This is a genomic window from Niallia yueguangensis, from assembly GCF_052663115.1.
Genome location: NZ_JBQTCX010000010.1, coordinates 83,083 through 108,839, shown reverse-complemented (window position 1 = coordinate 108,839; position 25,757 = coordinate 83,083). Strand labels below are relative to the sequence as shown.

General features: G+C 36.2%; 21 protein-coding genes. 16 read left to right on the top strand and 5 right to left on the bottom strand.

Annotated elements, in window-relative coordinates; translation table 11 throughout:
- Window positions 1-265: 265 nt before the first annotated feature.
- Window positions 266-1,597 (top strand): GntT/GntP/DsdX family permease, encoded by a 1,332-nt coding sequence (locus ACTYA4_RS11275; RefSeq protein WP_443481076.1) that lies wholly within the window; start codon window positions 266-268, stop codon window positions 1,595-1,597.
- A 30-nt stretch (window positions 1,598-1,627) separates the two neighbouring features.
- On the opposite strand, the gene ACTYA4_RS11270 is transcribed toward ACTYA4_RS11275, so the two are convergent.
- Window positions 1,628-2,473, bottom strand: coding sequence for a MurR/RpiR family transcriptional regulator (locus tag ACTYA4_RS11270; RefSeq protein WP_443481163.1), 846 nt, complete (start codon window positions 2,471-2,473; stop codon window positions 1,628-1,630).
- Window positions 2,474-2,622: 149 nt separating this feature from the next.
- Between ACTYA4_RS11270 and gnd the strand changes: the two genes are divergently transcribed.
- Window positions 2,623-3,519 (top strand): phosphogluconate dehydrogenase (NAD(+)-dependent, decarboxylating), encoded by an 897-nt coding sequence (gene gnd / locus ACTYA4_RS11265; RefSeq protein WP_443481075.1) that lies wholly within the window; start codon window positions 2,623-2,625, stop codon window positions 3,517-3,519.
- 415 nt (window positions 3,520-3,934) lie between these two features.
- On the opposite strand, the gene gntK is transcribed toward gnd, so the two are convergent.
- Window positions 3,935-5,479: a gluconokinase gene (gene gntK, locus ACTYA4_RS11260; RefSeq protein WP_443481074.1), complete on the bottom strand. Its 1,545-nt coding sequence runs from the start codon at window positions 5,477-5,479 to the stop codon at window positions 3,935-3,937.
- A gap of 187 nt (window positions 5,480-5,666) precedes the next feature.
- On the opposite strand from gntK, the gene ACTYA4_RS11255 reads away from it, so the two are divergent.
- Window positions 5,667-7,856: an alpha-galactosidase gene (locus ACTYA4_RS11255; RefSeq protein ID WP_445505642.1), complete on the top strand. Its 2,190-nt coding sequence runs from the start codon at window positions 5,667-5,669 to the stop codon at window positions 7,854-7,856.
- A 222-nt stretch (window positions 7,857-8,078) separates the two neighbouring features.
- Here ACTYA4_RS11255 and pdxR read toward each other — a convergent pair whose 3' ends face one another.
- Window positions 8,079-9,479, bottom strand: coding sequence for a MocR-like pyridoxine biosynthesis transcription factor PdxR (gene pdxR, locus ACTYA4_RS11250; protein WP_445505641.1), 1,401 nt, complete (start codon window positions 9,477-9,479; stop codon window positions 8,079-8,081).
- A 130-nt stretch (window positions 9,480-9,609) separates the two neighbouring features.
- Here pdxR and pdxS point away from each other — a divergent pair, with 130 nt between their 5' ends.
- From pdxS to ACTYA4_RS22325, 5 genes are all read left to right on the top strand, one after another.
- A complete protein-coding gene (pdxS, locus tag ACTYA4_RS11245; RefSeq protein WP_443481071.1) occupies window positions 9,610-10,497 on the top strand; it encodes a pyridoxal 5'-phosphate synthase lyase subunit PdxS in 888 nt (295 codons plus the stop codon).
- 1 nt (window position 10,498) lies between these two features.
- On the top strand, window positions 10,499-11,095 hold the full coding sequence (pdxT, locus tag ACTYA4_RS11240; RefSeq protein ID WP_445505640.1) for a pyridoxal 5'-phosphate synthase glutaminase subunit PdxT: 597 nt from the start codon (window positions 10,499-10,501) through the stop codon (window positions 11,093-11,095).
- A 343-nt stretch (window positions 11,096-11,438) separates the two neighbouring features.
- Window positions 11,439-12,212, top strand: a complete 774-nt coding sequence (locus ACTYA4_RS11235) for a PhzF family protein (RefSeq protein WP_443481069.1) — start codon at window positions 11,439-11,441, stop codon at window positions 12,210-12,212.
- Window positions 12,213-13,116: 904 nt separating this feature from the next.
- Window positions 13,117-13,527, top strand: coding sequence for an aspartate/glutamate racemase family protein (locus tag ACTYA4_RS11230; RefSeq protein ID WP_445505639.1), 411 nt, complete (start codon window positions 13,117-13,119; stop codon window positions 13,525-13,527).
- The gene (locus ACTYA4_RS22325) at window positions 13,443-13,667 is read left to right on the top strand and encodes a YndA family protein (RefSeq protein WP_510186542.1); all 225 of its coding nucleotides are present in this window, start codon (window positions 13,443-13,445) and stop codon (window positions 13,665-13,667) included. Before ACTYA4_RS11230 ends, ACTYA4_RS22325 begins: the two co-directional genes overlap by 85 nt.
- A 59-nt stretch (window positions 13,668-13,726) precedes the next feature.
- Here ACTYA4_RS22325 and ACTYA4_RS11225 read toward each other — a convergent pair whose 3' ends face one another.
- Together ACTYA4_RS11225 and ACTYA4_RS11220 are read right to left on the bottom strand one after the other, a co-directional pair.
- On the bottom strand, window positions 13,727-14,341 hold the full coding sequence (locus tag ACTYA4_RS11225; protein ID WP_443481067.1) for a hypothetical protein: 615 nt from the start codon (window positions 14,339-14,341) through the stop codon (window positions 13,727-13,729).
- A 292-nt stretch (window positions 14,342-14,633) separates the two neighbouring features.
- Window positions 14,634-16,199: a glycosyltransferase family 2 protein gene (locus ACTYA4_RS11220; protein ID WP_443481066.1), complete on the bottom strand. Its 1,566-nt coding sequence runs from the start codon at window positions 16,197-16,199 to the stop codon at window positions 14,634-14,636.
- 318 nt (window positions 16,200-16,517) lie between these two features.
- On the opposite strand from ACTYA4_RS11220, the gene ACTYA4_RS11215 reads away from it, so the two are divergent.
- The 8 genes from ACTYA4_RS11215 to ACTYA4_RS11180 all read left to right on the top strand — a co-directional run bounded on the left by ACTYA4_RS11215 (window position 16,518) and on the right by ACTYA4_RS11180 (window position 25,571).
- Window positions 16,518-17,501 (top strand): LacI family DNA-binding transcriptional regulator, encoded by a 984-nt coding sequence (locus ACTYA4_RS11215; RefSeq protein WP_443481065.1) that lies wholly within the window; start codon window positions 16,518-16,520, stop codon window positions 17,499-17,501.
- A gap of 125 nt (window positions 17,502-17,626) precedes the next feature.
- Window positions 17,627-19,075 carry a sucrose-specific PTS transporter subunit IIBC gene (locus ACTYA4_RS11210; protein ID WP_443481064.1) on the top strand — a complete coding sequence of 483 codons (1,449 nt, stop codon included), beginning with the start codon at window positions 17,627-17,629 and terminating at the stop codon, window positions 19,073-19,075.
- A 180-nt stretch (window positions 19,076-19,255) separates the two neighbouring features.
- Window positions 19,256-20,725 carry a glycoside hydrolase family 32 protein gene (locus ACTYA4_RS11205; RefSeq protein WP_443481063.1) on the top strand — a complete coding sequence of 490 codons (1,470 nt, stop codon included), beginning with the start codon at window positions 19,256-19,258 and terminating at the stop codon, window positions 20,723-20,725.
- 20 nt (window positions 20,726-20,745) lie between these two features.
- Window positions 20,746-21,732 (top strand): carbohydrate kinase family protein, encoded by a 987-nt coding sequence (locus ACTYA4_RS11200; RefSeq protein WP_443481062.1) that lies wholly within the window; start codon window positions 20,746-20,748, stop codon window positions 21,730-21,732.
- Between the two features lie 257 nt (window positions 21,733-21,989).
- Complete coding sequence (gene nagB, locus ACTYA4_RS11195; protein WP_445505638.1) at window positions 21,990-22,718, top strand: glucosamine-6-phosphate deaminase; 729 nt, start codon at window positions 21,990-21,992, stop codon at window positions 22,716-22,718.
- A gap of 227 nt (window positions 22,719-22,945) precedes the next feature.
- Window positions 22,946-24,220, top strand: coding sequence for an amidohydrolase family protein (locus ACTYA4_RS11190; RefSeq protein WP_445505658.1), 1,275 nt, complete (start codon window positions 22,946-22,948; stop codon window positions 24,218-24,220).
- A 480-nt stretch (window positions 24,221-24,700) separates the two neighbouring features.
- Window positions 24,701-24,892, top strand: coding sequence for a hypothetical protein (locus ACTYA4_RS11185; RefSeq protein ID WP_443481060.1), 192 nt, complete (start codon window positions 24,701-24,703; stop codon window positions 24,890-24,892).
- Between the two features lie 139 nt (window positions 24,893-25,031).
- On the top strand, window positions 25,032-25,571 hold the full coding sequence (locus ACTYA4_RS11180; RefSeq protein ID WP_443481059.1) for a sigma-70 family RNA polymerase sigma factor: 540 nt from the start codon (window positions 25,032-25,034) through the stop codon (window positions 25,569-25,571).
- Window positions 25,572-25,757: the final 186 nt, after the last annotated feature.

Here is a 25,757-nt window from a genome sequence, read left to right as displayed (position 1 = left end):
ATTCTAATTGAATGTATATTCGAAAAAAACCACTAAAGTGATTAATATTTTAGCAAAAAAAACCAACTGTAGAGAGAAGGAACTCTTATAGTTGGTTTTTTTTGCTAATTCATATATAGTAGAAATAGTAGAAAAGAAGGAAAATAAAAATTTTTTCTTCAAACTGTATTAACTTAAGAAAGTTTTTTCATATAATAATGATAAAGAAATAAAACGTTTTCAAATCGTGTGTTGTAATTTACTAACTTACAAGGGTGGTAGTTTCATGGATGCGTATTTATTGATTGTTACGTTTATTTCCATTGTTATTGTTATATTAGGTGTTTCATGGTTTAAGTGGCATGCATTTATTAGTTTAACAGTAGCAAGTATGTTTTTAGCTATCTTATCCGGTTTATCTTGGGATAAAATTGTAGGCGCTTATGAAACAGGAGTAGGTGGTGTTTTAGGCCATTTAGTTGGAATTCTTGCACTTGGTACCATTCTTGGAAAACTGCTTTCAGAATCGGGAGCCGGGTTGCAGATTGCTCATTATTTTGTAAGGGTTTTCGGAGAAAAAAAACTGCCTTGGGCTATGTTTTTTTCAGGATTTATTATCGGTATACCCGTTTTTTTTGAAGTAGGAATATTAATTTTATTGCCATTAGTTATCTCGATTCATAAAGCGACAAAGAAAAATATATTATTAATTGCGCTTCCTGCAATTGCCGGATTATCAATCGTTCATGGACTTGTACCTCCACACCCTGGTGCAATTGCTGCAATTGGTATTTATGGAGCTAATTTAGGAACTGTACTATTGTATTCCTTAATAATAGCGCTTCCGGCTGGAATCATCGGAGGTCCATTGTTTGCTAAATGGATGAATAAACGTATTGTTCCAAAAGGAGAACCAAGTTTAATTCGTATGGAAGAAAAGGATAAATCGGCTTTACCGAGTGTCGGAATTTCTTTCTTATCGATTTTGCTGCCGGTTATTTTAATGGTAATAGGAACTGCTGCACCTTATTTAGATTTTTTGCCGATATCATTTAAAGGCGCGTTAGCTTTTATAGGCAGTCCGCTTATTTCTTTATTGATTGCTTGTTTTTCAGCCTATTATTTCCTTGGTTTCCGTCAAGGGATGGATAAAGATAAACTGAAAAAATTTACCGAAGAATGTATTTTGCCTGTTGGTTCTATAGTATTAATTATTGGAGCTGGAGGAGCATTTAAGCAAGTGTTGATTGATAGTGGTGTGGGAACAACGATTGGCCATATGTCGGAAAGTTTATCATTATCTCCAATATTACTTGCGTTTTTAATTGCAGGGTTAATCCGGATAGCGACAGGTTCTGCAACGGTTGCTCTCACAACAGCTGCCGGAATTGTTTCACCAATTATTGCAAATATGGCTGGCGTTAATCTGGAATTGCTGGTAATCGCAACAGGTGCAGGATCCCTTATGTTCTCCCATGTCAACGATGCTGGTTTCTGGATGGTGAAAGAATATTTAGGATTGACGGTAGAAGAAACCTTCAAAACATGGACTGTTTTAGAAACAATCTTATCATTTATTGCTTTTGGTGGCGCGTTGTTAATTGATTTGTTTTTATAGAAAAAGAAGGTGTGCCATTTAATGGTACACCTACATTCTTGTATCCGAAATAGCCGTTCTTATTTTATCAAGAGATTTATTGGCAGTCTCTTTATTTAATATCATCATATTTACATATAAAGCATCAATTAAACTTAACTGAGCAATTCTGGAAGAAAGCGCCTCCGAACGATATTCCGTTTCCTCTGAGCTTGTAAAGAGGGCAACATCCGCATTTTGAGCAATTGGTGATTTCGGATACCCTGTGATGCTAATGGTGGTTGCGCCATTCTTTTTTGCGGTTTTTAATATATTTAATGTATCTTTGTTCGTTCCTGAGTGTGAAATAATCACAGCAATATCATTTTTTGATAATTGAGAAGCGGACATTAACTGAAAGTGTGAATCTATAAATGAAAACGCTTTAATACCTGTTCGTACAAATTTATGAAAAGCATCCATCGCAATTACTGCAGAACCGCCAGTTCCATAAAATTCTACTCGCTTCGCCTTGCTTAGAAGATCCACCGCTTGTTGAATAGAACGCTCGTTTAATATTTGCAGCGTATTTTCTAACGTACGAATATTTGATTGAAAAACTTTTTCGGTCACCGTTTTCACATTGTCTTGTTCAGTTATTTCTTCATGGATTTGTTGAATAGGTTCAATTACTTCTGATGCTAGCGCAATTTTCATTGCTTGAAATCCTTTAAATCCGATCCGCTTGCAAAAACGGAAAACAGTAGCATCTGCAACATTCAAATCTTCCGCTAATTCATTGATCGTACAATGAATAATTTGTTCAGGATTTTGCAAAATATAGTCGGCAATTTTTTTCTCTTTTTCACTTAATCTTGCATAATAAGATCGTATTTTTCCAATACAATTCTGTGCCATCATGTTCGTTCCTTTCCGATTGAATGTAAGAGTAGTATAGCATATATTAATATGAAAAAATATTTTTTATAAAAGTTTCATATATGAAAAAAAATTCGTATAATATTAGTAAGGAGTGAAATTATTTTTCAAAAGGAGTGAATGAATCGATGCATATTGGTTTAATTGGCCTTGGAAAAATGGGATATAACTTAGGAATGAATTTAGTAGCACATAAGTATATTTTAACAGCTTTTGATGTGAATAAAAGCGTTGTAGATGAAATAAAAAAAGAAGATGTCGGTGGTGCATACTCGATAGTGGAACTTGTAGATGCGCTGCCAAGTCCAAAAGTTGTTTGGGTAATGGTTCCAGCAGGAGAAATTACCGAATCGGTTATCAATGAATTGAAAGATTTGCTGTCAGCAGGAGACATTATTATTGATGGCGGAAATTCACACTATAAAGATTCGAAACGAAGAGCGCAGGAATTAGGAGAAGCAGGCATTCACTTTTTAGACGTTGGCACAAGTGGAGGAACAAGCGGAGCAAGAAATGGTGCTTGTATGATGGTTGGAGGTAACAGAGAAATCTTTTTATCGATGGAAATGCTTTTTAACGATTTATGTGTAGATAAAGGATATATGTATGCAGGGGAAAGCGGAAGCGGACACTTTTTAAAAATGGTTCATAACGGCGTAGAGTATGGAATGATGCAAGCGATCGCAGAGGGGTTTGAATTATTGGAAAAGAGCGAGTATGAATATGATAATGAGGGTGTGGCGAAAGTTTGGAATAATGGTTCTGTGATACGTTCTTGGCTAATGGAATTAACAGAAAATGCCTTTTCAAAGGATCCAAAATTAGAAGGGATAAAAGGGGTCATGCATTCATCTGGCGAGGGGAAATGGACAGTGGAGACAGCATTAGACTTGCAAGCATGCATGCCGGTAACTGCATTATCTTTAATGATGCGCTATCGTTCCTTAGAGCAGGATACATTTGCCGGCAAAGTCGTCGCCTCATTAAGAAATGAGTTTGGCGGTCATGGGGTGGAAAGTAAGTAATCAAAAATTTTGTACTTTCTTACCTTAAAAATCCAAGATAGAATCGTATTCTTCTTGGATTTTTCTTTTGGCTGTTTTCGTATAGATTGTTGCTTTTAAACGCACAGCCTGAATACACTTCGCTTTCCGTGGGCGAGCGTCGAGCCTCCTCGTCGCATACGCTCCTGTGGGGTCTCGTCTTTCTCGCATTCCCACAGGAGTCTACGTGTATTCAGTCTGCTGAGTACTGCTTCTCCCATTTTTTCACGTGAAAAACAACTAACTTTGAGAAAACAGCCTTTGTTTTTATAGTATAAATAAGTAACTTTGCAAATATTTTTGCGATTTCAAAAAGTTTATTTTACGAAAAAAATCCCCAAAAAAGATGCAGTTAAATCAAGCAGCAAGCTCCTGTGAAAGGCGCCTGCGCTTTTCTTTATTCTACCCATTTTCTTTGAAAATCAGCTATATGATCATATTCTTTTTCGAGAAGGCGCGATACTCGTATGTAAATCGAAGTTAAGTCTTGATAAATCTCGACATTTTCTTTTATTGGTTTATGAGAATGCGTACTGCCTACTAAATCTTTCATGATAGAGAAATCTTTAATGTCGCCTAAAGCATACATACCTAACACAATGGCTCCTAAGCATGAGCTTTCAAAGCTTTCAGGAACGGTAACTTCTTGATTAAAAATATCTGCCATCATTTGTCGCCATAATTCAGAGCGGGCGAAACCACCTGTTGCCTGAATTTGTTTTGGCTCCCCAATTACTTCTTGTAATGCAAGCATCACGGTATATAGGTTTAAAATAACCCCTTCTAGAACGGCGCGAATCATATGTTCTTTTTTATGATGCAGCCCAAGTCCAAAAAAAGATCCTCTAGCATTCGCATTCCATAATGGCGCTCTTTCACCAGCTAAATAGGGATGAAAGATAAGTCCATTTGCTCCAGGAGAAACACGTGAAGCAATTTTTGTCAACACTTGATAAGGATCTATGCCAAGACGTTTTGCTGTTTCTACTTCTGAAGAAGCGAGCTCATCACGCACCCATCTGAATGTCATGCCTCCATTGTTAACAGGTCCGCCAACTACCCAATGTTTTTCTGTTAAGGCGTAACAGAAAATTCTTCCTTTTGGATCGGTAACCGGTTTGTCTGTTACTGTTCGAATTGCTCCGCTAGTGCCAATGGTGACAGCAACTACACCTGGATCAATCGCATTAACTCCAAGATTGGAAAGTACACCATCACTGGCACCAACAATAAAGGGAGTTTTATTAGATATCCCTAATTCTTCTGCATAATTTGTTTGTAAGCCTTTAAGATAATATGTAGTTGATACTGGTTCAGAAAGCTGATTTTCAGAAATACCAGCGATTTCAAGAGCTTCCTTATCCCATGCAAGCTCTGATAGATTAAACATTCCCGTTGCAGATGCAATTGAATGGTCCACAATATATTTGCCAAATAATTTATAGAAAACGTACTCTTTAATGCCGATAAATTTTGCAGCTTTTGCGAAAATATCAGGAAAATCGGTTCGAAGCCATGCTATTTTTGAAAGTGGTGCCATCGGGTGAATCGGTGTACCCGATCTACGATAAATTTCCATGCCGCTTAATTCTTTTTTTATTTTATTTGCCCACTCAGCCGAACGGCTGTCTGCCCATGTAATGCAGCGAGTTAACGGGATTCCTTTTGAATCTAAAGCAATGACGCTATGCATGGCAGAGCTAAAGGAAACAAGCTTTAGTTCTTCTGTATTGAGGTTGCTTTTAATTAAGGCAGTCTTTATTGTTTCACGAACCGCCTGAAAGATTTCCTCTGGATCTTGTTCGGCAATGCTTGGGGCAGGACTATATAATGGATATTCCACATGATGCATACTAATTACTTTACCAGCATCGCCAAAAAGGACAGCTTTTGTACTAGTTGTTCCGATATCAACGCCTAAGTAGAAGGAATTATTTGACATAGATAAGTCTCCTTTGTATGGACTATAAAAAGAAAAGTTTTCCTGTTTCTTATCATTTTAAAGGAAAAAATATGGTATTGGAATTGTTTTCAAAAAAAACTTACATAGATAATGAATTGGTCTTATTTTTATATATAATGTAATGGTAAAAGAAAAATCAAATAATCAGTGAAAGGAAGGAGAAACGATGGCCGTTCACTTTGATGAGAAGAACAAGATATTTCACTTAAATGCGAAGAATACAAGTTATGTGATGCAAGTCATAAAAGACAATTATTTAGCTCATCTATATTGGGGTAGAAAAATACAGAATTTTTCAAATAGTAAACCACTTCCATTTATTGGTCGTGCATTTTCAGGCAACCCTGATAAGCAGGACAAAAATTTTTCATTAGATACATTCCCACAAGAATATCCACAATACGGAAATACAGATTTTCGAAAACCAGCATACCAAATTCAGCTGGAAAATGGCTCTACAGTTACGGACCTACGCTATAAATCACATATAATAAAAGCCGGAAAAGAAAAATTGGATGGATTACCTGCCACATATGTAGAGGAAAAACAAGAAGCAGAAACATTGGAAATTACCTTAGAAGACAAAGTTGCAGGATTAGAAGTACTGCTAAGTTATACGGTTTTTACTGATTATAATGTTATTACTCGATCAGTAAAAATAAGAAATGTTGGTACAAAAAACTTAAAACTGTTGCGAGCTTTAAGTATTTGTGTTGACTTTCAAGAAGATAAGTATGATTTCCTTCATTTACATGGTGCATGGGGCAAGGAACGTCATATAAAAAGACAGCCTTTGCGCCCGGGAATTCAAGGGATTGAAAGTGCAAGGGGGGCAAGCAGTCATCAGCACAATCCATTTATTGCATTAGTAGGGAAGGATGCAACAGAAGATGTTGGAGAAGTATTTGCATTTAATCTCGTGTATAGCGGAAACTTCCTTGCACAAGCAGAAGTAGATCAATTTCAGACAACAAGAGTTACGATGGGAATGAATCCATTTGATTTTAGTTGGAAACTTCGCCCAAAGGAAACGTTCCAAACTCCAGAAGTCGTTATGGTCTATTCATACCAGGGACTAGGGGATATGTCGAGAACGTTTCATGATTTATACAGAAATTGTTTATGCAGAGGTGCTTACCGTGACAAAGAACGTCCAATTTTAATCAATAACTGGGAAGCGACTTATTTTGATTTTGATGCAGAAAAAATCGAAGAAATCGCAAATGTAGGCCAAGAATTAGGAATGGAGCTATTTGTACTTGATGACGGCTGGTTTGGCAATCGCAATGATGATACGACTTCACTTGGGGACTGGTTTGTTAATACAAAAAAATTGCCGAATGGACTAAAAGATTTAGCTTCTCGAGTGGAAAGCCGTCAAATGAAGTTTGGGCTTTGGTTTGAACCGGAAATGGTGTCCGTTGATAGTGATTTATATAGAGCACATCCTGACTGGTGTTTACATGTGCCAAATCGGTCAAGATCGGAAAGCAGAAACCAATTAGTGCTTGATTTTTCTAGAGAAGATGTTTGCGAAGAGATTACGAAAAGAATATATGTGATTTTATCGAGTGTGCCAATTTCTTATGTAAAATGGGATATGAATCGTCATATGACCGAAATAGGCTCAGCAGCATTGCCGGAGGATCAGCAAAGAGAAACGGCACACCGCTATATGCTTGGCCTTTATAAAGTAATGGAGGAGCTTACATCTAGCTTCCCTCATATTTTATTTGAAAGCTGTTCAGGCGGAGGCGGAAGATTTGATCCAGGCATCCTTTATTATATGCCGCAAACATGGACCAGCGATAATACAGATGCCGTTTCTAGATTAAAAATACAGTACGGAACAAGTCTCGTTTACCCAATTATTTCGATGGGATCTCATGTGTCAGCAGTCCCAAATCATCAAGTGCATCGCTATACATCTCTTGAAATGAGAGGAGATGTAGCTATGTCTGGCAATCTAGGATATGAAATGGATTTAACGAAATTGATAGATAAAGAGAAAGCGGTTGTTAAACGGCAAATAGCTGCATATAAAAAACATCGCCATCTAATCCAATTTGGAGACTTTTACCGTTTATTAAGTCCATTTGAAGGAAATGAAACAGCATGGCTATTTGTTAATAAAGAAAAAACAGAAGCAATAGTCTTTTATTTCCGCGTATTAGCCGAACCCGCTGCGCCAGTTCGATCGATTAAACTAAAAGGTTTAAATGAGGAGAAACAATACTTAGTAGATACAACTGGCAATATACATGGCGGCGATGAATTATCCTTTAACGGTCTTGGCATTCCTTTTGATATAAAAGGTGATTTTCAAAGCTTTGTTTGGCATTTGAAGGAGGTTTAAATTATATATTAGGCTGAAGCTATAGGTTATTCCTATAGCTTCAGCCGCCTTTCAAATGTTCGTTTTCTTCGTTATTTGCCTGGCTAGTATGCTCATTACCAGGTAAAAGAGGATGAACTTTGTGGATTTAAAACAAAGTTTGATAATTTTTAAGAACTAAATCATAGAATGTCATAAAAAATAACGGGACTTTTCAGACAGCCCCTTTTTGTATTAATATAATCAAAATCCCCAGCATTTTAACATCAATTGGATTGCCCCTTTTAATTCATCTTCACGAATTCCGGCGAAGCCAAGAATAATTTTGGGAGGTTTTTCAGATTTTTTTTCAATCGAGTAAGTGGACAATGGATAAATCTTTATATTCGCCTCAGCTGCTTTTTGAACCAGCTCTCCCTCATCCATGCCATTATTAACAACAAGAACGATATGAAGTCCAGAGTGTTCTCCAATGATAAAGAGCTTATCTTGATATGGTTTTAACAATTCTACAACTTTTTCGAGCTTGCGACGATAAATCTTTCGCATTCTGTTTAAATGTCTTTCGAAATCCCCTTCCTTCAAGAATTGAGCCAGAATATGCTGGTCAATTCTTGAGACAGAAGAGGAATGATAGAACGACAATTTTTCTTTATATTGCTGCAAGAGAAGCTTTGGCAGCACCATATAGCTAATCCTAATTGATGGCATTAATGATTTTGAAAATGTACCTAAATAAATCACTTTTTCAACAAGGTCCATGCTTTGCAAGGAAGGAATTGTTTTTCCACTATAGCGAAATTCACTATCATAGTCATCTTCAATAATATAGCGGTTCTTCTCCGTTGACGCCCATTTTAACAGCTTAGTTCGACGGTTTACCGATAGTACGGTTCCATATGGAAATTGATGGGAAGGTGCTACATAAACGACATTGATATTTTTATGATTAATGGCTTCTACCTTTACCCCTTCTTCATCTACTTCAAGATGATGCACTTCATTTGGAAAATTCTTGAGAATCCGTAAAATCAAATGGTATCCTGGGTCTTCTACACCATAAACCGTTTTTTTATCAAATAATAGCAAGAGCTGTTGTAATAAAATTTCAATTCCGGCCCCAACAATAATTTGATCAGGTGAACATTGTACCCCCCTGGCATGATACAAATAATGGGCGATTTCTTGCCGCAATTCTATCTCCCCTTGTGAATCTCCGAGCAGTAACAAGGAATGATTCTCTTTATCGATCGTATTTTTGGCATATTTACGCCACCTGGAAAATGGAAAATTCGCAGTGTCAATTGCGCTTGGATGGAAATTGTATTTTATGTCTTCCTGAGTTATTTTTGTATTTTCCTGTAAGTGATGGTTTGTTTGCACATATTCTAAATCTTCATATGCCATGACAAAATATCCCCTACGCGGGTAAGCCTCGACATATCCTTCTGCGGTCAATTGCTCATAGGCTGTTTCAACCGTGTTTTGACTGATTTTTAGAAAATCAGCTAATTTCCGCTTAGATGGCAGCTTTGATCCGTATTGTATACGCCCTTCTGTTATTTCTTTTTTAATATATAAATATAATTGTTCATATAATGGTATATCACTTGTTCTATTTAAATGACATGATAACATTTCCATTTTTTATAATCTCCTTATAACTGACCCTATTATTTTTAAAAAAACTGACACTTTCAATGCAGTCAATTGCTTTTTATACTAATCAATAGATTCGTAAAAATACAATAGTTAAAGAAGCGGAGTGTATAAAGTGGAAAAATTATTAGGAACTGAAACTGTAAAAAGAGGAATGGCTCAAATGCAAAAAGGCGGCGTCATTATGGATGTTATCAATGCAGAGCAAGCAAGAGTAGCGGAAGCAGCAGGTGCTGTTGCCGTAATGGCATTAGAAAGAGTTCCTTCTGATATCCGTGCTGCCGGCGGGGTTGCAAGAATGGCAGACCCTCGTATTGTTGAAGAGGTAATGAATGCAGTATCCATCCCAGTAATGGCTAAAGCCCGTATTGGTCATATTGTGGAAGCAAGAGTATTGGAAGCAATGGGTGTTGACTACATTGACGAAAGTGAAGTGTTAACACCTGCTGATGAAGAGTTCCATTTATTGAAGAGCGATTTCACTGTACCGTTTGTATGTGGCTGTCGTGATCTTGGAGAAGCTGCACGCCGTATCGGCGAAGGTGCTGCAATGCTGCGTACCAAAGGTGAGCCTGGTACAGGTAACATTGTGGAAGCAGTCCGCCATATGCGTAAAGTAAATGCACAAGTTCGCAAAGTTTCTATGATGTCAGATGATGAATTAATGACTGAAGCAAAAGTTCTTGGTGCACCTTTTGAAGTTTTAAAGCAAATCAAAGAACTAGGCAAGCTTCCAGTTGTCAACTTTGCTGCCGGCGGTATTGCTACACCTGCTGATGCTGCATTAATGATGGAGCTTGGTGCTGATGGAGTGTTTGTTGGTTCAGGTATCTTTAAATCCGAAAATCCTGAAAAATTTGCAAGTGCGATTGTTCAAGCTACAACTTATTACACTGATTACGATTTAATTAGCAAGCTTTCTAAAGAGCTTGGCGCTGCTATGAAAGGAATCGACATTTCCAAATTGTCTCTTGAAGAAAGAATGCAGGAGCGTGGCTGGTAAGATGACAACAATTGGAGTTTTAGGACTGCAAGGTGCCGTTTTTGAGCACGTAAAACAAATTGAAGCCATGGGATTAGAGGCTATTGTCGTCAAGAAACCGGAGCAGCTCGAACAAATTGATGGTTTAATTCTCCCTGGCGGTGAGAGCACAGCGATGAGAAACCTCATCGACCGTTACGATTTCTTCGGCCCATTAAAAGAATTTTACACGGCTGAAAAACCCATTTTTGGAACTTGTGCTGGCATGGTGTTAGTCGCTAAGGGGCTTGTTGGTTCAGAGGATTCTCATCTACAAATTATAGATGTTACCGTAAAACGAAATGCGTTTGGCCGGCAAATTGCCAGCTTTGAAGCAGATCTTGATATAGCTGGACTTGATGATCCTTTTAAAGCTGTTTTTATCCGGGCACCTTATATTGAAAGTGCCGGTGAAAATGTAGAGGTGTTAGCAAAATATGATGGGAAAATTGTTGCAGCGAGAGAAGGAAATGTTCTTGCTTGTGCTTTTCATCCAGAGTTAACCGCTGATACCCGTTTTCTTCAGTTATTTGTTGAAATGGTTGAGGAACAAAAGCAAAAAGAAGGGCAAGTTGGTTAAATTATGGAGGCAATCACCTGTGGGTGGTTGCTTTTTTTGCATTTTGTACACTGCTTGGCTATTTAATTTGGTTCTATAATAAATGCTGGGGTTAAAACACAATTCTAAGAAATAAAAAATGCACGATATCATCCATTCTATTATACTTGAGTTGACTAGAAACAAGTATAGCGGTTTATGAAAAGTATTTTACTGAAAAATCGGCAAGAACTTGTTTGGCCGTGAAATCCTTTCCTCTTGGCATATTGTGTGAGGTAGAAGCTGATGCCTATTTAGGAGAATGATAGAAATAATATGTTGGGAAAATAAAAATCTCTAAACGAATAGAAAGGGTGGATAACAAATGAAACAATATGTAGTAGATGCGTTTACAGATAAAGTGTTTGGAGGCAATCCAGCCGCGGTATGTGTTATGGATGAATGGCTTCCAGACGAGTTGATGCTGAATATCACTGCTGAAAATAATCTTTCCGAAACAGCTTTTACAGTGAAAGAAGGAGATAGTTACCGACTCAGATGGTTTACACCGGGTGGGGAAATTGACCTTTGTGGCCATGCAACATTGGCAACAGCTTATGTTATTGCTAACTATTATGAAGAAAATGTAGAGAGAATCACGTTTCAGACAATGAGCGGGGAGCTTGTTGTGTTAAAAAAAGATGATCTATTTGAAATGAACTTTCCATCATATGATTTGAAAAAGGTAGAAGTTACCGATGAAATGGCAGAGGCCATTGGTATACGACCGCTAGAGGCATATATGGGCAGAGACCTAGTCTGTATTCTGGAAACAGAAGAACAAGTCCGCAACGTAAATCCTGACCAAGATAAGGTGAATAAACTGGATGGACTTTTATTGCATGTTACAGCTGAAGGAAAAGATTATAACTGTGTATCAAGGTCATTTGCACCAAAATGCAATGTACCTGAAGATCCTGTATGCGGCAGTGGACACTGTCATATCATTCCGTTCTGGGCAGACCGGTTAAATAAAAAATCACTTGTTGCTTATCAGGCATCACCTCGTGGAGGAGTCCTAAATTGTGATTATGAAGGACCACGTACAAAATTAAGCGGAAAGGCTGCTTTATATTCTATAGCAGAACTATATGTTTAAATTTTAAGAATGCTGTTTTCTGTTTTGAAAACGTTTGTCTATCGAGTCATGATCTTTTTGCGGGCAGCCTGGAGCTATAGATTATTCCTATAGCTTTTTTAAAGATATCTAATATAGAAATTTTAAAAATTAAATTACGATTGAATATTAATGACTCAAACTTCGCAGTTATAAATTCCTCTTCATGTATTGCCATAACTTGGTTTAGAGCAATTAGAAAAGAGTGATTGAATAGTCTTTTAGGGTGTTTTTTTTGCAAACATTATTCCTTACAAATAGGGGCTTGCTTTCCGTTTCAGGATGCTCGCTTTCCGTGGGGCGTGCGATGAGCCTCCTCGGCGCTTGCGCCTGCGGGGTCTCATCTAACCCGCTAATCCCACAGGAGTCTCGCACCTTCCACTTCAATCAAGCCGTTTTATCAATTAGTTGCTGTCGCTGAACTGGTAAAAACACCCACCTTATAGAAATAGACTCAAGCGACACTTTTTGGTAGAACACCGTTGAATAATAACATGAAAAAAATCAACGCTACTATTGTTTAGCAATAATACCCTGTAATGAAATTCGAAAACAAGAACTTATTTTAAAACAAGTTGCTTGTAACGGAGGGTGCGAAGACTCCTGCGGGAAATGTGGGAAGGCTGAGACCCGCAAGGCAAAGCCGAGGAGGCTCAGCTCCCACCCCGCGGAAAGCGAAGCAACCCGTAGTGGAAAGCAACCTCAACAATAAAAAACAAGCCTTCCTTTTTATTGTTCTAAACCAAGTCCTATCAAGATTTGCAAACGAATTTGAAGGTGCGAAGTTTGAGTTAATGATAATAAAAAATTATCAAATAGTTAAGATAGAGGTTATTGCGACTTTTGATAAATAAAATATAAAAATATCTAATAAGGGACTGATAAGATGAAAAAGGTTGGAATTATTGGAGGTACGGGACCAGAATCAACAGTAGAGTATTATCAATCAATCATTTCTAAATTTCAAGAAAAGGTTGGAAGCAAAGAAGACTTGCCAGAACTTTTTATAAACAGCATTAATATGTACAAGATGTTTCATTTGCTTATGAATGGACAGACACAAGAGTTAATTAATTACTTAACAGATGATGTTCAAAAATTAGAAAGTGTTGGGGCTGATTTTGTGGTGTTTACTGGAAACACACCACATATTGTTTTTGAACAAATTCAACAAAAAGTCCAAGTTCCTATGATAAGCATGGTAGAAGAAACATATTTAAAAGCACAAGAATTGAGCTTGGAAAAAATTGGTCTTGTAGGAACCAAGTTTACGATGGAAAATGCGGTGATCCAGTAAGAATAGATAATTTTAAAAATGGATTATTAGCTGAAAATATAAGTGGCTGGGTAGATGGAGACAATAACGAAGCTGAATTTTATGTGAGAGTTTACCAAGCATATACTGATGACTATATATATGCTGAAGGAATTGATTGATAAATACAATGAAGGGTGTCGTATTATGACACCCTTTTAATATGAAATTTTTTTATTTCTTATTTCTCTGATGGAGCAGTATGTTTATAATCTAACATTCTTATTTCAATATTCCCTTTTTCATTTTTGTTTGGTTCTACTCCAAAAGTGATAGTGTCTCTTCCTAATATTCCTTTTTTCTGTGGTGTAACATTAATTTTTACTAAATATGAATTTGGTAATTCATGCCCTTTCCCACTTTGCACCATTTCAACTACAGGAATATCCTTACTATCATGACCATATTTAATAAAAATTGAATCAGAACTGCCGAAACTTACGTTATCTGTTTTATAATGCTCTGCTACAGAGTGACGTATTTCATTACTAAATAAACTTAATAAAAAATAGTCGGTGGCTTCATTGGATTTCTTCGCTTCATGCGTATTAGAATATTGAGCTTTAGCTGAAAGATTATAAACACTTAATGCTAACAAACAAATAGCTAGTCCAATACTAAAAATTTTAATTTTCTTTATTTTTTTCTCTCCTAAAGTTAAGTATTTAATTTCATTTATTTTAGTATTTGTAAAAAAGCACAAAATATTTATTGTGGCATAAAAATTAAAAAACAACTTTGATTTAAAATATGTCCCAAAAAAACATTTATGATAAAAAATAGAAATACCTACCATAATAGAACAAAAAAAGACCTTACAAAGAAATTGTAAGGTAGTAAAAATTTGTCGAATTTATTACGTTTTCCGCGGACGAGCGAGGAGGCTTGCCCCGCGGAAAGCGAATGAATTTCCTGCCGTTATACATCAACATTGAAATGTAACAGAGCCTTTATTAAAAGATAAAAAATCATCAAATGTTTTATCTTAGATGAGTATCTAGCCTCTGTAAAAAAAACTTTGCCAAAAGCACTTGATCTTAGTCAAATGTATCTTCAGGGCTGAGCAAGGCGTTTGTACTTTTCTAGCTTTATTGAATTTTCAGCGCTAGGTGCTGATGCTTTGTTGTATAAAAATGAGATGCGTTTGAATCATTGATAGAAACACGTACTTTAGAATCTGGGATCGTAAAATAAATTTTATTATAATCTTGATAACGCAAGAAAATATTGTAAACAGTCTTTGGCAAGGAAGCAAACCATAAAACAGGCAGCTCCAACTTTCCGAAACCGTTTCTATCGACCACTGTCTTTACAGAAAACTCATTATTGATATTTGCTCTGTCTCGGAAAAGAATATCTGTTATATCGGCTAAATCCTTGCCGGAAACTTTAAATTCGAGAACATAGTGATCTTTATCAACATAGCTTTTTATTATTTCAGCGTACATAGGAATCTCTATATATTTGTATGGATCTTGCAAGGGAGAAACCATATACGGCTGATTGTCTTTTACTATATGTTGTTTGACTTTTTCTGTCGTATGCCATTTAAAAAGCTCTTCCAATTGTTTATATTGTTTATTTTTAAAAAGCTCGTAGCATACTTTGTTAATTGGCTGGAAAAAATGGTCCGTAATATCATAATCTAGCTTTTTGGTTGTTTTTAATACTTTTTTGAACGTCCAAATATAGGATTGTCTTTTCATAAAATCAGTCGTTTTAGTTTTTAAAGAAGAACGGTTTTCTCTGCGAAGTGTATGGTATTTGTTGATAAATCGGATAAAACAATCGAATTCATATAACCGATTTAACAGCATTTTTTGCAAAGTTTCATCCAATTCCTTCTGTTGAAAATAATCAATTACTTGCAGGTTGCACTTCATCTTTTTTAGCACATTCGTTTGTTTAGTCAATGATTTATTATTATCATCGAGACGATTCACATAATAAACCGTATCTTTTATGGTTGATATTTTTTTTGAGGCTAATAAATAATCCATAAAAAACTGCTTGTCTTCAGCAAATTTCATTGCCGGGAAACGAAGGTTATTTTCTTTTATAATCTTTGTTTTCATCATTCTTGCCCTCGGACCTAAATGTTGAAAAATATGGGGGATGCTAGCAGGAGAAACACTTCTTCGTTCCATACAAGATTCATGTTCACCAATAATTTTTGTAAGCTTGGAACCCTTTTGAATCGTTTTTCCTACGACATAATCATCGCCAGTTTCCTCTAATACGGTATATAATTTTTCTAATCCGGTTTTTTCGAGCCAGTCATCTGCATCTAGAAAAGTGATATAAGGTGCAGTGGCAAGCTGGATGCCTAAATTTCTTGGTGAAGCAGGTGTACCACTATTTCTTTTTAAAAAAGCGAGCATGATCATAGGATGCTTATTGGCATATTCTAATAAAATGCTGCGCGAGTTGTCGATAGAGCCATCATCTACAAGAATATACTCGATATTTTCATGGCCGAGAGTTTGCGTCAAAACGGAATCGATACAGTTGCGAATCGTTTTTTCATTATTATAGATGGGTGTTATCACGGTAACGGCCGGTTTTTTAGAAGGAACAGGATGTTTTATTAGGTTATAATCGTAATCATTTATGGGTTCTTTACTTCGAAATGTTGGAAAAGGAATCATTTTCATCGTGCATCCTTCCTTTCTTGAAAAAATTAATAGTATGAATGCTTGTTCAAAAAGGAGGACAATCACAGCGGATAAGGTCGAGGCATGGAAGGTATATAGAGATTCGCAAGCTTATATTCCCATACTTTTTGAACAACTTCTATTCATCCATTATTTATCATTATATGAAAAGGTATACATTCTTTATGTTATAAAATATAGTATAAGTGTAAGCTCAAAAAGTAACAAATTAGAAGCAAGCCAACGAAGAGGGTGCCTTTTTGAACATCCTCTATAAGTAGGAAAACAATATTCTGTATTACGGTTGAGGTGGTAAATATGAAAACAATTGCTGATATTGCAAAACTTGCAGGAGTATCCAAGAGTACAGTTTCCCGTTATCTTAATAACGGCTCTGTAAGCGATGAAACAAAAAGAAAAATTGAATATATTATGAAACAAACAGGCTACTCTCCTAATGCATTTGCTCAAAGCTTAAAAGCGAAAAATACAAATATCATCGGCACTATTGTTCCTAGGCTTGACTCTTATGCAACTTCAAGAACGCTGATCGGCATTGATGAACGATTAAAAGAGCATCACTATCAAATGCTAGTCTCTAATTCTAATCAAAATTTAGAAAGAGAAATAGAAAATATCTATACATTGGCACATCAAAAGGTTGCCGGCATTATTTTGCTTGCTGCAGAAATTACATCAATGCATTTAGACGCTTTTCAAAAAATAAATATCCCTGTGCTGCTAGTAGGGCAACAGCATCCTAAGGTTTATAGTCTTATACATAATGACTACGATGCTGCATTTCAAATAGGGAAGTTTGTGCTGGAAAAAGGGCATAAAAAAATTGCCTATTTAGGTGTAACGGAAAAGGATATTGCGGTTGGAATAAATAGAAAAAAAGGATTTAAAGATAGTATTTTTACTGCTTCTGATATAGAAGCAAGATACTATGAAACAAGCTTTTTGACAAATGATACGATTAAAATAGTACCGGAAATAATAGATTCTTTTCAACCATCTATTTTTGTGTGTGCAACGGATAACATTGCCATTGGTGTCATGAAGGCAGCATACATGAAAGGATTATCCATCCCGAAAGATATATCCATCACCGGGTTTGGCGGATATGACATCACAGGGATGATTCATCCTGGCTTAACAACGGCAAAGTTTTTTTATCAAGAGGCTGGCCAATTAGCAGCAAAGAATATGATCCAGCTAGTAAGAGGGGAATCAATTCCTAAATTAACAGTTTCGAATTTTCGAATTATTTTTCGAGAAAGCGTTGACAATAAGGGGTGATTATTTTATAATTCATTTTGAAAGCGGTTCCTTTAATTTGTTAAAATGATTTGGAACCGGTTTCAAATATTTTTAAACTTTAATGTAACCGGTTCCAAATATACATTTCATTGAGGAGGATTGTTATGAGTTATCAAGAAATTGCAAAGCAGATTTTACAAAGTATTGGGGAAAAAGAAAATGTTTCTGCTGCAGCACATTGTTCTACAAGATTGCGGTTAGTGTTAGAGGATGAAAGTAAAGTAGATCAACAAAAATTAGAGAGTATCGCTGCAGTAAAAGGAACTTTTTCTACTGGAGGACAATTTCAGATTATATTAGGAGCTGGAATTGTTAATGAGGTCTATAAAGAATTAACGAAGCTTACTGGGATTTCGGAAATGTCCACAAGTGATGTAAAAAGCGCCAGCAGCAAAAAGCTAAATCCAATTCAACGATTTGTAAAAATGCTGTCAGATATCTTTGTACCGATTATTCCTGCCATTGTTGCAGGCGGTTTATTAATGGGATTAAATAATGTTCTTACTGCACAGGATTTATTTATAGAAGGCAAATCATTAGTAGATGCAAATCCTGGCTTAGCAGATTTAGCAGCACTTATTAATACATTTGCAAATGCAGCATTCGTGTTTTTACCTATATTAATAGGATTTTCTGCTACTAAAAGATTTGGAGGCAATCCGTATTTAGGAGCTGCATTAGGAATGTTGTTGGTGCATCCGGATTTATTAAATGGCTACAACTACGGAGCAGCAGTTCTTAAAGGTGAAGTCCCTGTTTGGAATATATTGGGTTTTGAAATAGAAAAAGTTGGTTATCAAGGAACAGTCCTTCCTGTTTTAGTATCATCTTATATTTTAGCAAAATTAGAAACAAATATACGGAAAATAACGCCATCATCATTAGATAATTTATTAACGCCATTATTTGCTTTATTTATTACAGGTGTTTTAACCTTTACAGCGATTGGACCAATTACTCGATCTGCAGGTAATTTGTTAACAGATGGTTTAGTATGGCTCTATGATTCTACTGGATTTATTGGCGGTGCTATTTTTGGATTATTTTACGCACCAATCGTTATTACAGGAATGCATCATAGTTTTATTGCAGTGGAAACACAATTATTAGCGGATATTGCGAAAACGGGCGGTTCTTTTATTTTTCCAACTGCAGCAATGTCTAATGTTGCACAAGGAGCAGCGACACTTGCGGTATTGCTGCTAACAAAAGATGCAAAAGTAAAAGGGGTGGCATCTGCTGCCGGCATTTCTGCACTATTAGGGATTACAGAACCGGCAATGTTTGGAGTTAACTTAAAGCTTCGTTATCCATTTATTGGCGCAATTATTGGTTCAGCAGCAGGATGTTTATTTATCTCTATGTTTAAAGTGAAAGCGATTGCGTTAGGTGCTGCCGGAGTGCCTGGAATTATTTCTATTAAACCTGACTCTATCATTTTTTACATTATTGGTATGGTAATTTCATTTACCGTTGCATATGCAACAACAATTATTTTAGCAAAAAGAGATGCTAAAAAAGCAGCAAAAGGTGTTAATGGAAATGTAGCATAAAACAAACAGCAATAGGTTCACAGGATATGAGGAAATCGACGAAAACATAAGGAAGTGGGAATTTTAGTCGATTTTCATTAATGCAAAATTATTCGTTCATTCTCCTTTATCGGATCATGGGCATCCGAACAAGGAGGGTGACGAATAAAGTAAACGTTTTGGCAAGAAGGAGGGCAACAGATGGAGTGGACAAAAGAACAACGCTACCGCAGCTTGGAAGATGCAAGCGAAAAAGAGATGGCAGTATTAACAGAAACGGTTAATAACTGTTCATGGCGACAAAAATATCATATTCAGCCAAATACAGGACTTTTAAACGATCCGAACGGATTTGCTTTTTTTAATGGGGAATACCATTTGTTTTATCAATGGTTTCCTCTCGGCCCAGTTCATGGACTAAAATATTGGTACCATGTAAAATCGACGGATCTAGTTCATTGGGAAGATGCCGGTATTGGGATAAAACCAGATACACCTTATGAAAGCCACGGTGCCTTTTCGGGAAGCGGCATTGTCCATCATGATAAACTGTATTTATTTTATACGGGGAATACAAGAGATGAAGAGTGGGTGAGACATCCATATCAATGCATCGCTGTAATGGATAAAGACGGATCGATAAAAAAAGCAGAAAAACCGGTTATATCAGAAGTGCCAAATGGCTATACCGACCATTTTCGCGACCCTAAGGTTTGGAAAGAAAATGATATGTTTTATGCAGTAATCGGTATTCAAAGAAGCGACCAAACAGGAGCGATTGTCTTATATCGTTCTCCTGATTTATTAGATTGGAGTTTTTTAGGGGAATTAAAAACAAACTTGCCTGATTTTGGCTATATGTGGGAGTGTCCAGATTATTTTTCATTACAAGGACAGGGGGTGCTGATTTTCTCTCCACAAGGTCTTGCAGCTGAAGGAGATAACTATCAAAATATTTATCAATCAGGCTATTGTTTAGGAGATCCGTTAGATTTGCAAACAAAAGAATTAAAGCATAACGGTTTTATCGAACTAGATCGCGGCTTTGATTTTTATGCTCCGCAAACAACGCTGGATGAAAAAGAACGCCGCCTTTTAGTCGGCTGGATGGGATTGCCGGATATAGACTACCCAACAGATGCAAATGGTTGGGCCCACTGTTTAACATTGCCAAGAGTATTGTCTGTAAAAAATAATAAATTAATTCAGCAGCCAGCTGAAGAGCTGCATTTATTGCGTAAAAGTGAATGCTCAGCAAATGATATTGTTCAAAACGAAGAGAAATCCTATCCTGGATTTAAAGGCACAACATATGAATTGATGGCAGAATTTCAATCTGTTGATGCAGATAAATTCGGCATTAAATTTCGTGCAGGGGTAACAGAAGAAACGATTATTATGTATAATAGAAAAGAAAAAAAAGTGATCTTAGATCGAACAGCTTCTGGTAAAGAAGTGGCTAAGGATTATGGAACGACAAGAAAATGCAACCTTGAAGCAGAAGCGATTAAATTCCACCTTTTTGTCGATGTTTCTTCTGTTGAAATCTTTATCAATGATGGAGAAGAAGTGTTTACAAGCAGAATATTTCCGAAAGAAACAAGCGAAGATATTCTCTTTTTTGCAGAAGAAGGAAGTGTGGCTCTTAAAGCAACGATATGGCAAGTATAAGGGAGTAAGGAGTGTAAATAATGCCTCATTTATATTCAATCGGGGAAGTATTAGTTGATTTTATTCCTTTAGAAAAAGGAAAAGCTTTAAAAGATGTGGTTTCATTTGAGCGCGCTCCCGGTGGGGCACCAGCAAATGTTGCTGCTGCAGCAGCAAAATATGGAGCGGACGCATCAATGATTACAAAATTAGGAAATGATCCGTTCGGTGATTTTTTAATAGAAAAGCTGGCAGAAGCGGGTGTTCATACCGATAAAATCACAAGAACATCACAAGCAAATACAGGATTAGCATTTGTTTCACTTCGTCATGACGGCGAAAGGGATTTTTCCTTTTATCGAAATCCATCTGCCGATTTGTTGCTGTCCGCGGATGAAATTGATGAAAACTGGTTTGAAGAAGGAGACATTCTCCATTATTGTTCCGTTGATCTTGTGGAAAGCCCAATGAAAAAAGCGCATATTGCTGCAATTAAAGCAGCGAAAGCAAACGGTGCTTTAATCAGTTTTGATCCAAATGTTCGTCTGCCATTATGGAATAATCCAGAAGATTGTCGACAAACAATATTGCAATTTATACCAGAAAGTCATGTTGTAAAAATTTCTGATGAAGAATTGGCATTTATTACTGGAATTACTGATGAAGAGCAAGCGATACAGTCTCTTTTTGTTGGGGAAGTAAAAGCTGTTATTTACACAAAAGGTGCTGATGGAGCGGATCTTTATGTGAAAGGGAACAAGTTTCATTCAAACGGATATACTGTAACAGTACAAGATACAACAGGTGCAGGAGATGCTTTTATTGGTGGTTTTTTATTTCAACTTTTAGAAAAGAAGGCCGATCAGGTAAATGTAGAAAATATTCTGTTGACGCATCATGAAGAAATTTTAGCGTATGCGAATGCAAGCGGTGCATTAACAACAACAGGAAAAGGTGCGATTTCATCAATTCCTGATAAAAAAACGATACTTGAATTTATAAATAATACGAAAAGAATGAGCAGTTAAAAAGGGATGAAGCTTCTGGGGGTGTTTATTATGGATGGAATGATCCATGTAGACAGCTCCTTCTTACGATTAGTCAAGAGTTTCGAATATTTTTTTAAATGATTCTTTGTGCTTATTAATGAAAGCGCTTTCTTTTTTGTTGACATAAAAAAATGAATAAATAATTTGTACAAAATTCAAGCTTTAATATCTTTGTTTTATAATGATAATAATCAATAACAAGGAAATCATATTAATAGTTAAGGGAGGAGATGGATTTGAAACTAATCGAAGTAGCAAATTATGAAACAATGAGCAAAAAAGCAGCTGAAGCCGTAATTGAACAAGTGAACAAAAAGCCAGATGCCGTATTGGGGCTTGCAACGGGTGGGACTCCAACTGGAATGTATCGATTGTTAGTGGAAGATTATAAAAAAAATCAAACTTCCTATCAAAAAGTTCATACGGTAAATTTAGATGAATATATCGGCATACCGATAGATAGTCGCCAAAGTTATGCGTATTATATGGACATGCATTTATTTGATCCTATTAATATAGAAAAAGAACAAACATTTTTCCCTTCAGCTAGTTTACCAGGAGATAAATACGACCAATTAATCGCATCACTCGGCGGCATTGATCTGCAAGTGTTAGGGATTGGAGAAAATGGCCATATCGGATTTAACGAGCCGGGTACTTCTTTTTCTTCTAAAACAAGAGTGGTAGAACTAACAGCATCTACAAGAGCAGCGAATGCACGTTATTTTACTAGTCTAGAAGAAGTGCCTACTCACGCAATTTCCATGGGAATATCGACCATTATGAAAAGCAAACAAATTTTATTATTAGTATCAGGCACGAAAAAAGCAGACATTCTTTATAAGCTATTAACAGAAGAGGTAAATGAACAGCTTCCCGCCTCCATTCTGAAAACACATCCAAATGTAACGATAATTGCTGATCAAGATGCATTATCTGTTAAAAAAGAAAATGAAATAAGATGAATATACACAAATTTGTTCAATAAATGATATAATAAGACAAATTTTAGTTGTCAGACCTCTGAGGAAGGATGCTGTTGAAGTATTTCTGATAAAAGGTTTTATAATGCTGACAAAAGAATAAAATCGTTTAACTTAGACGAGCATATCGTCCATTAAAAAAATGATACAAATTGATTTTGGAGGGGATAGGTTTGAATACAGCTTATGTGAACGCTACTTTTTTTACGATGGATAAGGAAAATCAAATTTTTAAAAATGGCATGATGTTGGTGGAGAATCAATCAATTACCTATATTGGTTCTCCTTGTAAGGAAAAGATGGAAGAGGCAGATGAGGTTGTAGACTTAGGCGGAAAATGGTTGCTGCCAGGGTTGGTAAATGCCCATTCGCATATCGTAATGACGCTTTTGCGCGGCATTGGAGATGATATGTTATTAAAGCCCTGGCTGGAAACGAAAATATGGCCACTAGAATCGCAATTTACGACGGAAATTGCGACAGTTAGTACAGAGCTTGGTATTTTAGAGATGTTGAAATCTGGAACAACTACATTTTCAGATATGTTTAATCCCAACGGCATTGATGTTGATGCTGTTATGCAAAAAATTGGTGAAACCGGGATTCGGGGAGCCTTTTCGTATACTATTTTCAGCTTAGGGACAGAGAAAGAGCAGCAGGAAAACTTAAAAGGGGCCGAGTGTTTTGCCAAGAATTATAAGACTGCTGCAGATGGCCGTTTAACAACGATGGTAGCACCACATAGTCCATATGCTTGTACAACGGAAGCCCTTATTGAAAGTATAAGGATTGCAAAGGAAAATGATTTAATGATGCATATGCATGTTTCTGAGACGGATTATGAAATTGAAGACATCCAAAAGCGATACGGAAATCGTCCTGTTGAATATCTTCGTCGTTTAGGCATATTTGATCGGCCAACTGTGATGGCCCATGGTGTGGTGCTGAACGATGAAGAACGGGAAATATTAAAGCAATATGATGTACGAGTTGCTCATAATCCAATCAGTAATTTGAAACTGGGTTCAGGAGTAGCAGATGTTGTTCGTCTTTTAGATAAGGGGATAAAAGTAGGAATAGCAACAGATGGAGTAGCTTCTAATAATAATTTTGATATGTTTAAAGAAATGAGAACCGCAGCACTGCTGCAAAAAGGAATGTATAAGGATGCAACGAAGCTTCCTGCTGAAACTGCATTATCTTTAGCTACAAGAGTAGGAGCAGAAGCTATTGGCATGGGCTTTACAGGCTCTTTAGAAAAAGGGAAAAAAGCTGATTTCATTACCATCTATCCGTATGACAAAGAGCATCTGCAGCCGATAAGCGAGGCATATTCGCATTTGCTTTATGCAGCAAATGGACGTGACGTATGCGATGTATACATTGATGGCAAGCTGATTGTAAAAGATCGCCAATGCTTAACGATAGATGAAGAGAAAGTGATTGCCGAAGTGAATCGTCTCCAAGCTGGTTTAAAAAGGTAAACAGGCTTAGTATGTTAAATAGTGCTCATTTTCCAAAAAAATGGTTTGTTCACACTATTATTATACGGAAAAAGGTATAACACCTTCTTAAATGAAGGAAGTTATACCTTTTTTATTTAGGCTATGTTAAAGCTCATTGTTGATTTAGGCACTATGTTGATTGGAGTGGAAGGCGTGAGACTCCTGCGGGAAAAGCGAGTCAGAGGGAGACCCCACAGGCGCACAGCGCCGAGGAGGCTCCCGGACCGCCCGCGGAAAGCGAACGCCTGGAGCGGAAATCAACAGGCAAGTTTAACAGATTCTTTATTTAAATAAGCAGAAAAATTTGAAAAAAAACACAAAGAAAGTATATTTTTTCCTTTTATTTATGTTACAATAAGATTACAAAAATAATAAGAAAATATTACTTTTATGTAACTGTTTTTTACGAAAAAGCGTTTTATGATTGTAATGAATAACTTGATTGAGGGGGAATTGCAGATGGAATCCAATGTAAATCGCAGTGTTATCTCCACTATGTTAATGTTTTTGTTGTTTGCAAGTATGCTTTTTTATTTAATTATCTTTGTGTTACAAGAAATATCTATTATAAAAGAAAACGGTTCCTTATATGAGTTTCATACAGTAAAAAATGAAACGGCTTTAAATAATATGGATATTTCCGAAAATTAATTGTAGTATCCTTTTATTCTATAATAGGAAAATATGGTATATAATTCAAGTTAATGACATATCTTTTGTATTTAAGAAATAGAGAAGCGGCTAAAAGTTTGTTTCGAAAATGGCTAGATTTTTTATAGGGGTGGAGAGAGTGTCTTCTATAGAAGAGTTATTTGTAAAATATAACCACGATGTTTTTCATTTTTTAGTGTATATGGGTGTAAATCAAGAACAAGCAGAAGATTTAGTCCAGGAAGTATTTATGCGAGTTCTAAAAACGAAAAGTGGTTTTAAAGGGAACAGTAGTGAAAAAACATGGTTATATACAATTGCAAGGAATATTGCTTTTGACCATTTTCGAAAACAAAAAGGAATTAATTTACATAACTTTTATGCGAATATCTCTTTTTTTACGGAAATGAAAGATGATAGCGTATTGCCAGAAGACGTTACTCTCCAAAAAGAAGTATTCAACTGGATTAACGATTGTCTTCAAGTTTGTACAGTTGATCAACGAATGGTTATTATTAACCGTTATCTGTATGAAATGTCAATTGTAGAAACAGCAGCCTATTTAGGGTGGACGGAAAGCAAAGTGAAAATTACACAGCATCGTGCATTAAAAGTATTAAGAAAAACGATGGAGAAGGATGAAAAGACCAAAGGTTTATATCATGTTTCGCTTGTATAGAAAGGGAAACATTCTTTAAATAAGTTCGAGTAGAAAACTTCCTTTGGGAGTTTTTTTATTTTTTTTCAGAGAGGCTGATAACTAAGCAAAACATTTTAGTGCAACAGCAGAAAAACAAGCGACGGCAGCAATAAACATTTTTTAATCCCTGTTTTGCTAATTGACAATAATATTTCGGGTCCCTAT